Origin of the sequence: Providencia sp. PROV197, from assembly GCF_028479625.1 — a bacterium.
In the GTDB taxonomy this organism is placed as follows: Bacteria; Pseudomonadota; Gammaproteobacteria; order Enterobacterales; family Enterobacteriaceae; genus Providencia; species Providencia vermicola.
Genome location: NZ_JAMPNZ010000003.1, coordinates 1 through 14,753, shown reverse-complemented (window position 1 = coordinate 14,753; position 14,753 = coordinate 1). Strand labels below are relative to the sequence as shown.

Annotated in this window: 10 protein-coding genes; 9 read left to right on the top strand and 1 reads right to left on the bottom strand. The window is 43.1% G+C overall.

Annotated features, from left to right (window positions below):
• Position 1 precedes the first annotated feature (1 nt).
• The 9 genes from PR808_RS01550 to PR808_RS01510 all read left to right on the top strand — a co-directional run bounded on the left by PR808_RS01550 (position 2) and on the right by PR808_RS01510 (position 13,473).
• Positions 2-3,490 (top strand): phage tail tape measure protein, encoded by a 3,489-nt coding sequence (locus PR808_RS01550; RefSeq protein ID WP_272538539.1) that lies wholly within the window; start codon positions 2-4, stop codon positions 3,488-3,490.
• Between the two features lie 36 nt (positions 3,491-3,526).
• Entirely contained in the window at positions 3,527-3,871 is a 345-nt protein-coding gene (locus PR808_RS01545) for a phage tail protein (protein WP_272538538.1), read from the top strand.
• Positions 3,868-4,611: a phage minor tail protein L gene (locus PR808_RS01540; RefSeq protein WP_272538537.1), complete on the top strand. Its 744-nt coding sequence runs from the start codon at positions 3,868-3,870 to the stop codon at positions 4,609-4,611. The genes PR808_RS01545 and PR808_RS01540 overlap by 4 nt, the downstream gene beginning before the upstream one ends.
• Positions 4,608-5,318 carry a C40 family peptidase gene (locus PR808_RS01535; protein ID WP_272538536.1) on the top strand — a complete coding sequence of 237 codons (711 nt, stop codon included), beginning with the start codon at positions 4,608-4,610 and terminating at the stop codon, positions 5,316-5,318. The genes PR808_RS01540 and PR808_RS01535 overlap by 4 nt, the downstream gene beginning before the upstream one ends.
• Entirely contained in the window at positions 5,315-5,923 is a 609-nt protein-coding gene (locus tag PR808_RS01530) for a tail assembly protein (RefSeq protein ID WP_272538535.1), read from the top strand. Before PR808_RS01535 ends, PR808_RS01530 begins: the two co-directional genes overlap by 4 nt.
• Entirely contained in the window at positions 5,920-6,129 is a 210-nt protein-coding gene (locus tag PR808_RS01525; protein ID WP_272538534.1) for a recombinase RecA, read from the top strand. The genes PR808_RS01530 and PR808_RS01525 overlap by 4 nt, the downstream gene beginning before the upstream one ends.
• A gap of 53 nt (positions 6,130-6,182) precedes the next feature.
• A complete protein-coding gene (gene gpJ / locus PR808_RS01520; protein WP_272538533.1) occupies positions 6,183-10,919 on the top strand; it encodes a TipJ family phage tail tip protein in 4,737 nt (1,578 codons plus the stop codon).
• Positions 10,909-11,904 (top strand): DUF6453 family protein, encoded by a 996-nt coding sequence (locus PR808_RS01515; RefSeq protein ID WP_272538532.1) that lies wholly within the window; start codon positions 10,909-10,911, stop codon positions 11,902-11,904. The genes gpJ and PR808_RS01515 overlap by 11 nt, the downstream gene beginning before the upstream one ends.
• A 78-nt stretch (positions 11,905-11,982) precedes the next feature.
• Positions 11,983-13,473: a pyocin knob domain-containing protein gene (locus PR808_RS01510; protein ID WP_272538531.1), complete on the top strand. Its 1,491-nt coding sequence runs from the start codon at positions 11,983-11,985 to the stop codon at positions 13,471-13,473.
• Positions 13,474-13,511: 38 nt separating this feature from the next.
• On the opposite strand, the gene PR808_RS01505 is transcribed toward PR808_RS01510, so the two are convergent.
• Positions 13,512-14,594, bottom strand: a complete 1,083-nt coding sequence (locus PR808_RS01505; protein WP_272538530.1) for a tyrosine-type recombinase/integrase — start codon at positions 14,592-14,594, stop codon at positions 13,512-13,514.
• Positions 14,595-14,753: the final 159 nt, after the last annotated feature.

Here is a 14,753-nt window from a genome sequence, read left to right as displayed (position 1 = left end):
TATGACACAAGAAATAGCCAGTATTTCATTTAAGGTCAGCACTAGCGAACTCGAAAAAGGTTCTAAAGCGCTAAATGATTTACAACAAGCCGCCAGCAGGACAGATCAATCCGTTGATGAGTTAAATAGTACGTTTAAGCAGTCTGAACCAGCACACAAGGCGGTAGCCCATTCTATTTCTGAGTTAACCAAAATACAAAGAGAAACGGTTATCTCTGTTGATAACATGAATGCGAAGTTCAAGGAAAATGCCTCATCACTGCGAGACCAAATTCTATCCATAAAGAAAGCGGGTGATGCGAGCAATCAATTTGCAGAAATTCTGAAAAAACTGAATGGGCAGTATGAAAGTGGAAGAATTAGTGGTGTGCATTTTGCCATACTGGAAAATCAGATTAAAAAAGCGGTAAGAGAGACGGAATCAGGTAATACAAAAGTTGCTGACTCGTTTGCGAGGCAAATTGAAAGTATTGAAAAAGTATCGGGTTCAACTGCAAAACTGACCGCAATCAGAGAGAATCTGACCAAAGTATACCAAAAAGGCAATATTGATACCGAGCGGTATCAATCATTACTTGAAGATATCACCAATCGTACCAGTGGATTATCTGTCGCTGAAAAAGAACTTTCTGTTCTAAAGGATTCCTTCCTACGAAAAATGCATGAGCAAGTTTTTCTGTATGGCGCCAGTAAAACAGAAATGTTGTCGTACAAAGCTGCTCAGATGGGGATTTCAAAAGAAGCAGCCCCCATTATTACCCAGATGAAAAAGCAGGAAGAACGCACGGCAAGGCTAGCTTCCGAGCAAAAACAAGCGGCGCAAGCGGCAAGAGAGTTAGCCAGAGAGCAACAAGTAGCAGCGGTCGCAGAAGCGAGGGAGGCTCAAGCCAAAGAAAGCTTTATTCAAGCGTTAAAAAATGAAGCGGACGCAATAGGTAAAACAAAATCTGAATTGCTGCAAATGAAAGCGGCTCAATTAGGCGTGAGCCAACAGGCAGAACCGTATTTAGCGAAGTTAAAGCAGCAAGATCAGGCCTACCGCAATGGCGCTATTACATTAGGGCAGTATCGTAATGCTATGCGTCAATTGCCAATGCAAATGACCGACATTGTGACCTCGTTGGCTTCAGGCATGCCTATTTGGTTGGTCATGGTTCAGCAAGGTGGGCAAATAAAAGATTCCTTTGGTGGCGTTGGAAATTCATTCAAAGCGGTGTTGTCATTAATTACACCAATGCGCATTGCGATGTTTGGGCTGGTGGGCACAGCAGGCGCACTGGCGATAGCTGCCTATAAAGGCTCTCAAGAGTTTACGGAATATAACAAACAGCTCATCCTGACAGGAAATTACGCAGGAAAAACCGCCTCACAGCTTGACTCATTAGCTAAACAGCTATCTGGTAATGGCATTACTCAATATCGAATGGCCGACGCGTTAGCGAAAGTGGTTGGCTCTGGTGCATTCTCAGGCAATCAAGTCGGTATTGTTGCTGATATCTCTGCGAAGATGGAAAAAACTGTCGGGCAGGATATTGATAAAACGATTGAGCACTTTAAACGCCTTAAAGATGATCCAGTTAAAGCGGTAACCGAGTTAAATAACTCTTTGCATTTTTTAACCGCTAAGCAGTATGAGCAAATTGCAGCAGCAGAAGCACAAGGACGCACGGAAAAAGCGGCTGAACTTGCAACGAAAGCCTATGCCGAGGCAATGAATCAGCGCTCAATGTCTATTGTGGATAACCTTGGTACTTTAGAGCGTGCGTGGAATTGGATTGAAAACGCAGCGACTAAAGGCTGGGATGCTATGTTAGGCGTGGGGCGAAATCCTGGTCTTGCATTGGATAGACAGACAGCATTTGCTGAACTTCAGCAAGCCCAAAAACAGTATAATCAATTACAGAAAACTCTCGGTTATTCTAAAGGGTATGAGGGAAACAATGTAAATACAAAACAAGATGCCGAACGTTTAGCTAATGCTGAGCGAGAAGTTGAACTAAAAACACAAGCCTACGAACTTATTGACAAAGCGTGGGCAGCAGATGGGCTAAAAGTTGAGCGTGAGCGATTGGCTCGACAAGATGAAGAAAGGGCGATTAAAAACCAAGAGCTTTTCAACGCTAAAGTTAAGCAAGGCCAAACAGCTGCTCAGCGTCGCAATGAGGAAGAAAAAGAGCTTAATCGACTAATCCTAGAAAATAAACGTGATGCTAAAGAAGGTCTAGCGTCTCTTTTTACTCAAGAGGATATTGAGGCTGCTAGGAGGGGGATTCAAGAACGAAATAAAGACAAAAAAACGCCAAAAGGTAAGGAATACCGCCCTGATTATGGCACCCGCCACGATGAAGATCTCCAAAAGCAACTTTTAGCACTCGAGGCACAAACAAAAGTGGCTCGTGATTTCTCACAAACAGGTGACCGCATTGTGAGTAACGAACGTAAGCAACTTATGCTTACTGAGGCCCAATTCACTATCTTGGATAGGATCGTTAAAAAAGGTGAGCGTCAATTAACAACTGATGAAAAATCACTGTTAATGAGACGTGAGTCTATTTTGTCTGGTCAGCGTGAACTTGCAGTAAAAGGTGATGCTTTAGAAAAGCAAAACCGTGAAAACAAGCTGCTTGAGGAAAGAGCCAAGCGTATTAAAGAGATTGAGAATCGTATTCAGGCTTTAAAAGGCAGCGCAGGATTAACCGATAGACAATACCAGCGTAATATCGCATTAGAAAAGGCGGATTCACCAGAGCAAAAAGCCAAGTTAGAAGAGTTTTACCGTGAGGAAGATGAACTTCGGGGAAACTGGCGTGACGGTATCAAAAAGGGCTTTGCGGAGTTTGAAGAAGACGCAACTAATACTTATGGAAAAGTCGCCCAAGCCTCGCAGTTTGCTTTTGTTGGAATGACTAATTCTCTCACGGATTGGGCTATGACAGGCAAGGCTAATTTCGGTGATTTTGGGCGTTCGTTTGCTCGGATGGTTACCGATATGCTGATAAAGGCTGCAGCACTAAAGGCGATGACAGCAGCATTTGGTGGTACTAGCTTTGGTAACTTCTTAGGTATTAAGCCGGGCTTTGCACGTGGTGGTTTTACAGGGGCAGGTGATAAGTATGAACCTGCAGGTGTTGTCCATAAAGGTGAGTTTGTTTTCACAAAAGAAGCCACAAGTCGTTTAGGTATTACCTCATTGATGTCATTAATGAAAAGTGCCGAAAAGGGCTATGCTTCTGGTGGGTACGTTGGAAACAATCATCCTATGGCGAATGTACCTGTTCAGCGTATGTATGGAATGCAACCTGCTGGCGGACCTCAAGTCCATATTAGCATGGGGGACTTTAATTTTGGTAACTCTCAGCAGCAAGCCTCATCAAGTCAAATCAGTAATGGTGCCGTGGCGCGCGAATTCGAACAAATGGTAGAAACGGGTGTTAATAAACTGCTTCGCAATCCAGCATCAAATTTATATCGAAAGATTAACGGTAAATAACAGCCACCAGCAGGTGGCTTTTTTATAGGTAAAACTATGGCTGAAGTATTTAAATGGCGCACTCAAATACAGGAGACGCCAACAGGCGAGTTTCGCTACCGAGTAAAAGAAGTTGAGTTTGGTGATGGTTACAAACAGGTTTCTGGCGATGGTATTAACTCTGAATCTCAGTCATGGCCATTTACTTATACGGGGCAAAAAACAGAAGTTATGCCCATTTTTGCTTTTATTAGGCGGCACGCGACAAAATCATTTATATGGACACCCCCTTTTGGAGAGAAGGGGCTGTATCGAGTAAAGGCCGACTCCATCACATTGAAACCTATTGGTGGCAGCATGATCACTATCACAGCAATATTTGAACAGGCATTTAGCGCATGAATATAACATCAGACATTCAAAAACTAGAGCCAGGTAATAAAGTCCAATTAATAGAAGTCGATGGCAGTGAATTTGATGCACCTATTCTTCGCTTTCATGCCTACAATATCCCTCATACACCAGAAGAAATTGATGCTGCTGGGGATGACATAAAACCCAAGCCAATTTGGTGGCAAGGTAACGAATATGGCGCATGGCCTTATGAATTAGATGGAATGGCAAAAAATAGTGATGGAAGCCCCGCAAGACCAACACTGAGAGTGTCTAATATTGATGGATTAATTTCATCTCTGTGTTTGCGTTTTGACGATATGGCACAAGCGAAAGTCACTATTTATGAAACTTTTTCGCATTACCTTGATGCTAAAAACTTTCCAGACGGGAACGCCATGGCTAATGCTGATGAGTTCTTTTCTCAAGTTTATTACATTGACCAAAAAATTAGTGAAGTTGCTGGTGGATCCGTTGGGTTTGAACTATCGAGCCCATTCGATTTGCAAGGGATGATGATACCTGTTCGCCAGATACATAACCTGTGTTACTGGTGTATGAAAGGCGATTATCGGAGCGGTCGAGGGTGCAACTATACGGGCAATAAGTACTTCAATGAACGAGGTGAGCCTGTCGATGATCCATCGTTAGATAAATGCGGTGGGCTTATCAGTGATTGTAAAAAACGTTTTGGTGAGAATGAGCCTTTGGACTTTGGAGGGTTCCCTGCAGCAGGATTAATACGATGATCACAAAGAAATTAACCGAGGCGATATTTCAGCATGTACAAGCGGAATATCCCAAAGAGGCCTGTGGTGTTATTTGCCAAAAAAGCCGAGTCAAAAAATACTTCCCCTGCAGTAACCTTTCCGATAACCCCAACGAACATTTTGAACTTTCTCCAGAAGACTATGCTGTTGCTGAAGATTGGGGGGATCCTATTGCAATTGTGCATAGTCACTGTGGTGATGGTGTGACGACTCAACCCTCTGAAATCGATAAGCTACAGTGTGATGCCATGGGGTTACCGTGGATTATCGCATCATGGCCAGAAAGTGATATTCGACTCATTCAGCCTCGAGCAGAGCGTGAGCTAGAAGGACGTCCCTTTGTGCTGGGTCATGCGGATTGTTGGTCTTTAATTATGGACTACTACCGACAGGCTCACGGCATTGAGCTGCATAACTACAGCGTCGATAGGCACTGGTGGGAAGAAGGTGAAAACTTGTATATGGATAATTACCAGAAAGCGGGTTTTGTCGACGCCACTGGTGAGCCTAAAGAAGGTGACATGGTGATTATGCAAGTGCAAGCCGATGTTCCCAACCATGCAGGGGTGATAGTTGACGGTATGTTATTTCATCATCTATATGGTCAACTGAGTCGACGTGTTCCCTACAGCGATTATTGGCGGGATCGGACGGTAAAAATTGTTCGGAGGAAAGAGCTAGCATGACTGAACTTAAAACGATACGCCTTTATGGCCAACTCGGTACCCAGTTTGGGCGAGAACACAAATTAGCGATTGATTCCCCTCGTGAAGCCATAAAAGCATTATCCGTACTTTATGATGGATTTGAGCAATTTCTTGCGAACGCACATCTTAAAGGGCTGGAGTTTGCCGTATTTAAAGGTAAGCGCAATATTGCTGAAGATGAGCTACATCTTGATACTTGCGAAGATATTCGCATCGCACCAGTAATTAAAGGCAGCAAGCGAGGTGGCTTTTTTCAGACTATTTTAGGTGTGGCCATGATTGGTGCCGCTATGATGATGGGGCCTGTTGGTTGGGCAGCATTTGGTGCTGGCGGTTTTGCGGGGGGCGCACTCGCTCTGGCTGGGGCGGCAACGGCGATTGGTGGCGTAATGCAAATGTTGTCACCTCAGCCAAGCGGAATATCAATGCGTCAAGATGCGGATAATAAACCATCGTATGCTTTTGGTGGCGCAGTCAATACCACAGCCCAAGGCAATCCCGTACCACTACTTTACGGGCTCGGTCGCCGTGAAATCGGCGGCGCAATTATCTCCGCGGGGATATACACTGAGGATCAGCAATGACATTTATTGTTCGCAGTCGAGTTGATTTTGCTGCTGAAGGTTGTGATTGGGAAAAGCCAAACTGGGATAAGCGTGAAAAAGTTCACTGTTGGCGAAACTATGCACCACTTGAATTGCAGCAAATGTGGCACACATTCACGGATGAACAAAAGAAAACGATATTCTATGCACTTAATTTAGTTGCGGGCGATGAGCACTGGGAATAACACAACAGTAATTCAACTTAACCACCTACGGGTGGTTTTTTTATGGGTGAAATATGAGAATTCAAGGCGCGAAAGGTGGGAGTTCCAAACCTCGGACACCCGTAGAGCAAAAAGATAGTCTATTAGCAGAATCAACGGCAAAGTTACTGCTTGCTATTTCTGAAGGTGAAATTGCTGGTGGGTTAGATGATACGTGTATTTTTCTTGATGATACCCCAATCGGTAATGCGGATGGCTCTAAAAACTTTGAAGGTGTGACGTGGGAATTTCGTTCTGGTAGTGAACATCAGGAATATATTCAAGGTATCCCTTCCGTTGATAATGAAATTGCGGTGGGGATGGAGTTAAAAGACGACCAGCCATATGTAAGAACGGTTAATAATACCCAGTTATCGGCGATCCGCATTCGTTTGTCTGCGCCTCAATTTCTCCAACAGCACGATAACGGCGACACCACAGGTTACCGTGTCGATTATGTCATTGAGCTTTCCACGGATGGTGCTGGCTATAAGGACGTGGTTAAATCTGCCTTTGACGGTAAGACCACCAGCGAGTACCCAAGAACACATCGCATTGATTTACCCAAAGCTTCTACAGGTTGGCAAGTTCGTGTTCGTCGTTTAACGAAAAACCAGAATAATGCACGCGTTGCTGATCGGATTAATGTTGCTGCTGTTACCGAGGTCATTGATGCGAAATTGCGGTACCCAAACACGGCGCTATTATTTATCACTTTTAATGCTCGCCAATTTAATAACCGTATTCCTAAAATCAGTGTGCGACCTAAAGGGGGAATACTGGTCAAGGTACCAACTAACTATGACCCGATTACTCGTACTTACTCAGGTGTATGGGATGGTACATTTAAACTTGCAGCAACCAATAACCCAGCCTGGGTATTTTATGACTTAGTTTTAAACAACCGTTACGGTTGTGGTGACCGTATCAAGGCATCACAAGTTGAAAAGTGGGATTTATATAAAATTGCACAATATTGTGATGAATTAGTTCCTGACGGGCGAGGTGCTGACGGCAAGGAACCCCGCTTCTTGTGTGATGTATATATTCAATCACAAGAGTCAGCCTATCAAGTATTACGTGATATTGCGGCTATTTTCCGTGGCATGACGTTCTGGGCGGACAATAAAGTGAATGCTATCGCTGACATGCCAGCGACTATTTTCCGTACATTCACCAATGCCAATATAGTGGGCGGGAAGCCATCATATTCGGGTGGCAGTATTCAGAATCGTTATACTCAGGCCTTGGTTTCTTTTACGAATATCGATAACCACAGCAATGATGATGTAGAGCCTATTGCAGACTTAAAGCTTCAGCGGCGCTATGGTGTTCGAAAACTGGAGTTATCGGCAATCGGGTGTACTCGTCGAACTGAAGCCAATCGCCGTGGTCGCTGGGCGTTATTAACCAATGCCAATGACCGTATGATTTCCTTTGCGACAGGCTTGGAAGGAGCAATACCATCTCCTGGTCATATTATTGCGGTTGCTGATTCATCACTTGCGGGACGTAATACGGGTGGCCGTATTTCATCCGTAGAGGGCCGTAAAATTACCCTAGACAGAATCACGTCCATTAAAGCTGGTGATCGCCTAATTGTGAATTTACCCCATGGCGGTTCTGAGGGGCGCACGGTCACGACTGTGAATAAAAAAGTGGTGACGGTTTCTGTTGAATATTCACAGGTGCCACAAAAAGAAGCCGTGTGGGTAGTGGATTCTGACGACTTAGCCGTTCAACTGTATCGAGTGATTAATATCAGTGACAATGGTGATAACACCTACACCATCAACGGTACCATTCATAACCCTGACAATTATGACCACATTGACTCAGGGGCGCGTATTGATGAACGGCCAATTACGGTTATTCCACCCAATGTGCAGCCAGCACCGAAAAACGTGCGTATTTCTTCATATTCTCAAGTAGACCAAGGCATTGCATTTACAACGCTGAGGGTCGACTGGGAAGCTGCTGAGAGTGCGATTGCGTATGAAGCCGAATGGCGTCGAGATAATGGTAACTGGATAAATGCGCCACGTACATCGACACTGGGCTTTGAAGTGAATGGTATTTATGCAGGTCGTTATCAGGTTCGCGTGCGTGCAATTAATGCGTCTGAAATTTCCAGTGTGTGGACCAGTGCGGAAGAAACCCAACTCAATGGCAAAGAAGGTAATCCACCGAAACCACTAAACCTACGAGCAACTTCTGAGGTTTGGGGCATTACATTGGACTGGGGCTTTGATGTAAATACCAGCGATTCTCTTAAAACAGAACTGCAGTATTCCCCCGAAAACACCGCTGATTCTATGCAGTTGCTGGCGGATGTGCCTTATCCACTTAAATCTTATCGCATGTCTGGCCTTAAAGCGGGTACGCGCTTCTACTTTCGTGCAAGACTGGTGGATAAAAGCGGGAATCAGTCAGAGTGGACAAGCCTTGTTTTAGGTGAGTCATCAACTGATGCTGAGGGTATTCTGGAAGCGGTTGGCGATAAGTTTCTCAGCACTGAAGCTGGTAAACGAATGGAATCTCAAATTGAAGATATTGCACTCGAACAGCTTGAAATTAAGCATGAGCTTGTTGATATCGACAGTAAAACAATTGAACTCGATAACAAGGTATTAAATCTTAATACCGATTTAGCAATCGTTAATGAAACAGCATTGCAAAATCAAATTTACGCAACGAAATTGAGTTATGAATTCAAGCGCGAGACAGTCAGAACTGAAGGTAAAATATTCCGACTTGAAGAAGTTAATGCACAGCAAGATGCTGCAGCAGCGCGTTTTCAAGAGCAAATCAGTGCTAGAGTGGATTACAACACTTCTGCGATTCTTCGCGTTGAACATGCCCAAGTCACGCTTGAAGAAGCCACAGCGGAGAAAATCAACCAAGTAACAGCGGAAGTTGACGCAGCCAAAGGGCGTATCACAACGGTTGAGAAAACTACTGCGACACTGGAAAAAGCACAGGCCGAGTTCAAGCAAACCACAATTGCAGAGTTTGGAGATATTTACGGCGCAATTACTCGCATGGAAATTGCGAACACAAACAAAGAAATCGCCCAAGCCGAAACGGCTATGCAGACTATTGCTAGCTTTAGCAAAATGACTGACCGTTTGCGAACCTCTGAAGCCAGTATTTTACGGAATGAAAAAGCGATTGCGACAGCTGACAAAGCGATAGCGGAAACAGGTGTTCAGCTTAAAGCGCATATTGATGATACTGCGGCAAATATCACTGAAATCAAAAAGGTTCAGGTTGAGCAAGACAAGGCACTCGCACAAACCCGAGAGCAGCTCACTGCGGATATTAAAGCGGGTGATGACAAACTGAAGGGGGATATTGATAAACAGGGGCGTGAGTTGTCGGATGTGAGCAGCGTTGTTGATTCTCAAAAAACGGCTATTGCTGGTTTAGAAAAAACGGCAACAGAAACGCAAGAAAATCAGCAAAGTATCTATGAAGAAATGCATGCTAACTTTGCACAGGTACGCAAAACGCAAGCAGATCAAGCATCATCACAGGCTGAGGCGATTTCTCAAACTACTGCTGAAGTCAGCAAGGCGCGTAATGACAATCGTAAAATCAAAGCTCAGGTTCAGCGTAATGAAAAAACGATTGCAGACAACGAAAAGGCTCAAGCGGCATTAGAAGAAAAAGTCTCTGCGCAATATGATGAAACTGAAGCGGCATTTGTTCGCGTCACAGAGTCAATTGCTGAAAAAGACAAGGCCCAAACCCAACACACCGAGCAAACCCGTGCGCAGTTACAGAAAAACATTGATGATAAAGGTCAGCAAATCGATGAACAAGGAAAAGTCATTGATAAGCAAGGCAAAGACCTTTCTGACGTCAGTTCAGCGGTGACTAAAAATACTAATGCGATAGCGGATACCAATAAAACCGTTGCAGAAAACGAGGAGAAAACAAGTAGCCGTTTTGAGGGTAACGAAGCTGATATTGCTCATATGCAGAAAACAGAAACAGACAAAGAGTCTTCCCAAGCGGAAACACTCTTACAGCTTGCTGTGCAAAATATGAAGCAAGGCAATGATGCAAGGGTAATTAAGGCTAGCATCATTGAGACCAATAAGCTGATTGCGACCAATGAAGTGGCCCATGCTGAAAAGTTTACCCAGTTGAATGCGCAGTATGAACAAAGCAATGCTCGCTTTACTCGTATTGAAAAAGCTATTTCAGATAATGAAAAAGCTCAGGCCAGCACTAATGAGACAATTCAATCTGAAATTAAAGATACTAAGGCGGCAATTGAGCGACGCGCCGAGACCTCAGTTGATCACAAGGGAAATGCATCATCAGTATTTAGCATCAAATCAGCGGTTATGCTCAATGGTCAGTACTATGAAGCACAAATGATGATGGGTGCGACGGTCAAAAATGGAAAAGTTGTTACGCAAATAGGTTTCAGTGCCGATACATTCGTTATTTTCAATCCATCGAACGGCAAGTTAGAGCCTGCATTTGTTGTGGTTAACGGGCAAGTTGTAATGAGTGATGCGCTTATTAATAAGGCAACAATTCAACAAATTGTTATTGGAAGTGATATGCGCTCTAAAAACTATGACCCAGTAAATCGAACAGGTTCACGTATGGATTTGACCAATGGAATTTCAGAAGTATATGGATCAGATGGTGAGGGCTCTATGATTCAAAAAAATAATGAAATTTCGATGTATGACAAAGATGGTAATTTGGAATTGTTTATTGGCAACTGGAAAGGGGGGAATTTTGGCGTATGACGTTTATATGTTTAATAAAATTGGTTTGAAAAATCCCTATGGGCTTTCGGGGACACGTAGCTTCAATTATCTAAGAACTATTGATGTGCCAAGAGCTCCTCTGGGTGAATGGACTTACTCCCATGAAGTCACTATCACTGAAAAATCCCCTAATACCAATCTGATCGCAGTCCCATTTCAGGCAACTAATGTTTGGCGGGATAATATGGATTGGTTTAATCATATTGTTATTGAAAACATACGAGTGGCAGATAATAAAGTCAATATCGGCTTAAGAACATCGTATTTTTATAAGAATGATTATCGAGGTTATACAGATCCAGCGGCTAGATTGCATGTATTTGAAACGCATAATGAGGGGGCTCATTCAGGCTGGGGAGTTTATATCAGGGGGGCAACTGATTTTACTGCAATAACTAGCAATACCCAGCTCGGGTTTATTGTCTGGTCATTTAGCGGGATGGTAACAAACGCGCTAACATTGCCCAGCAACTTACCTAACCGTAATTCTCAATTAGTTCTTGCGTATTGGGATCATTCCAGCGCGGTAGTTGAGTATGACCATGTTACAAATCGAGTGACAACAAATGGTAATGCTGTTCAAATGGACATTATCATTATTCAGAGCGGGTTTACTCCACCTTTAAAAAACGGTGATAACGGGTTGTTTTTATTTAATAAACTCGGTCAGCCTGTTATCACGAATCATTACCCACCAATCAAAGCGCCTGGTACTATTCATATAGGAAGAAATGAATCTAAAGTGTACGAAAGGCCACTAGTGCCACTGGCGCGGTATGGTGTATTTTTCACTGGATCAACGGGTAACGCTCGATGTTGGCATGGCGGGCTAAAAATGCAAGGTGGTCGAGTGAGCATTGCTAGAGGGTCTTACTTTTTGAGCGGAACACACAAAACAGGGGCAGGCAATGAGTTTTATTCTGAGTGTGACACCATTGTTTTAAATCGAGATGATTACTTTTAATTTCTAAAAAGTTACTAAATTACAACTAGGCCGCTTAATTGCGGTTTTTTTACGTTCAAATTTCGGAGAATCAATCCTATGTATAATATCGGTACCGTCAGCACCACAGCAAATAGCCCAAAAATAACAGGGACAGGCACACGCTGGAAAGATAACAGCACGCTTGTCTCAGTCGGACAACTTGTGTTGATTGAAAATGGATCCACTCTAATCATCAACTGCATTGATTCGATTGAAAGTAACACGGCTTTAACGCTGGGCTTTCCCGTGTCAGCAAAACTGACTAATGTTAAATATAGAATTCTAACAACAATGATTGACTCTATTTCTGACGGAGTTAATAAAGCGACAGCACAAGTCATTGCTAGTGAGATATTTACTGATATTTTCACGGAGTTGATGACTGGAACGGGCATTATTGAATTTGAGTTACCCAATGGCCAGAAAGTTAAATTACGCACCGAAAATGAAAAGGATAAGCAGCTAGATGGGAAGTTTGATAAAACAGGTGGGGAGCTTAATGGTGGCTTGAAGGCATTTGGCGCAATACAAACCAGTCAAGGTGAAGTCACTGCGCATGTTCTAAATGGTGCTGCGGCACAATTAAACGGGCAAGGAGATATCGCGAGGTTACGGTCACGTTCCAAAGATGGAAAGTGGTACGACCATGTCATACCTGAGTCTGCTGGAACACTACTACAAGTTAACGATTATGGCATTGGTAATCCAACCCCATTAATTGGGGCGTTAAATATTAGTTTGTCATCCATCGTTCGTGCTGGGAGTTTTATTCAGCAATATTCGGTAGAGGCAACACTAGAAAAAGAATACCCATATAATGGGTTAGCGGGGACATTAATCAATTACCCATCCGCTGGAGCCAAAACACTACAAGAGTATCGAGTCTACAACAGACCACAGTTAATTTATTATCGTTCAGTAAATACTAACGGTTCATCTGAGGGTGAACCTTGGATTTTGCAATACAATACTGGGAACACAACAAAAGACTCAAACGGTAACTTAAAAGCCGCTTCCCCGGTGGTAAAACTCTTTGCTGATGACATTGAGTTAAACGACGAATCTGAAGGCGTTGAAATGGAGCACCTTGGTATTGGCCACTACCTCATTAAAGGCGTTGTAGGCTTTAATGCAGATGGTGCATGGGGTATCAATAACGGCTTTGTCATTCCTCAAGACCATAACGGTAAAAACATGGTTCTCATTGATTACGAGGTGAGACCTGATGGTGATATTGAAGTTTTTGTTTTCCACCAACAGAACGCGGACATGCCTGAACGTTTCCAGAACAAGCGCATTAAGCACTTTGATGAAGAAGGTGTTCCGGTTTACTTCGAAAACTACGAACCTTGTGATGTACCTGAATCGCGCTGGATAGACATGCGTGTCGAAATGCCACCTAACTCACTCTACAATCAAAAGCAAGCTGAAGCTGAGAGACTCGCTAAGATAGAAGCAGAGCGATTAGCGCAAGAAGAAGCTAAACGTGCAGCGCAGGAAGCAGAAAGGGCAGAGCAGGAAGCTGCGGAACAGGTAGAGCAACAATAAAAACTAATGCGCCAGCTCGAGTGGTTGGCGCATTTTGATTATTTACCAGTTAATTTATTATATTTTTCGTGAAGAGTTTGAGGGAATAATTCAGTATAAACTCGCCACAGCGTTGTAAGTGATTTATGGCCAGTAACTTGCGCCACTTCCTCGATAGAAAATCCAGCCTCAAATAGCCTACTAGCGCCCTCCCTGCGTAAATCATGGTATCGCAAGTCTTCAATACCTAAAGATTTTCTTACAGTACGAACTCCTTTAGATATCGAAGTTGCATTGTAAGGAAAAATTCGATCACTTTTTTTCTCTTGGCTAATTAAAATGTCCCATGCATCACCTAGTAAGGGAACAGACATGTGATTACCTGTTTTTTTTCGGGGATCTTTTCTGTCTCGAACAATTACTGACCGAGCGTCATAATCCACGTCAGCCCAAAGTATTTTGCAAACTTCGCCAACACGCATACATGACAGTATAGAAAACATAAAAATACTACTATATGGTATTTTTACTTGCTTGAGAGTTTCAAATTTTTTTAGTGCGGATAAGAGCTGCTCAGTTTCTTCTTTAGTTGGCCTTCTACTGCGCACGTTAGACTGCGCTATTAGATCCATTTGGTAGAGTATTGCCTTAGATTCTCGTGCGGGGTTGGATGTGTAATCTATGCTAAATACTGGTTTTACAGAATCTAATACAACCGTGAGATAGCTGACATCTTGGCTAACAGTGTTAGGGCCAGTGCCCGAAGCTCTTCTTAGTTTGCAGTGCTCTATAATGTCATTGACTGATAGTTTAGATAAATAAATGTCCGCCAGTGAGGATTTAAGTAGAGAATTGAGCACATACTTTTTTGTTTTTCCAGACTTTCCACCAAGTCCTGGCTCATCTAAGTACATCTGAACCAGCTCCCCAATTTTTATTTTTGTTGGTGAATCAGACTTAGGTATTCCTGTTTGTTCAATTTCTGCAACGCGCCTAATCCCCCAAGATTTAGCCGCTGCCGCTTTACTAAAGGTTTTATTTTCTCTATAAACATATTTTCCACCTTCCTTTACTCCAACAGTACATCTGTATTTTACAGTACCATCAGCTCTAGGGCGCTTTTCAACACTGTAATAAGCCATTTTTTATAACTCCATTTTGGGGGTGCTGTGAGGGGTGCTGAGATAGGAAAAATATACCAAAACGCGCAGAAAAAAGCCAAAATAAACATATTTCAAAAACGCGAAAATGATATAACTAATTGAAACTATTGATTTTATCATTTTTGTTGATATACATGC

Bases quoted from the DNA above. Each gene is read 5' to 3' on its own strand.
- PR808_RS01540 (WP_272538537.1), top strand. From the start codon at position 3,868: ATGAATATAACATCAGACATTCAAAAACTAGAGCCAGGTAATAAAGTC.
- PR808_RS01550 (WP_272538539.1), top strand. From the start codon at position 2: ATGACACAAGAAATAGCCAGTATTTCATTTAAGGTCAGCACTAGCGAA.
- PR808_RS01535 (WP_272538536.1), top strand. From the start codon at position 4,608: ATGATCACAAAGAAATTAACCGAGGCGATATTTCAGCATGTACAAGCG.
- gpJ (WP_272538533.1), top strand. From the start codon at position 6,183: ATGAGAATTCAAGGCGCGAAAGGTGGGAGTTCCAAACCTCGGACACCC.
- PR808_RS01510 (WP_272538531.1), top strand. From the start codon at position 11,983: ATGTATAATATCGGTACCGTCAGCACCACAGCAAATAGCCCAAAAATA.
- PR808_RS01530 (WP_272538535.1), top strand. From the start codon at position 5,315: ATGACTGAACTTAAAACGATACGCCTTTATGGCCAACTCGGTACCCAG.
- PR808_RS01545 (WP_272538538.1), top strand. From the start codon at position 3,527: ATGGCTGAAGTATTTAAATGGCGCACTCAAATACAGGAGACGCCAACA.
- PR808_RS01505 (WP_272538530.1), bottom strand. From the start codon at position 14,594: ATGGCTTATTACAGTGTTGAAAAGCGCCCTAGAGCTGATGGTACTGTA.
- PR808_RS01525 (WP_272538534.1), top strand. From the start codon at position 5,920: ATGACATTTATTGTTCGCAGTCGAGTTGATTTTGCTGCTGAAGGTTGT.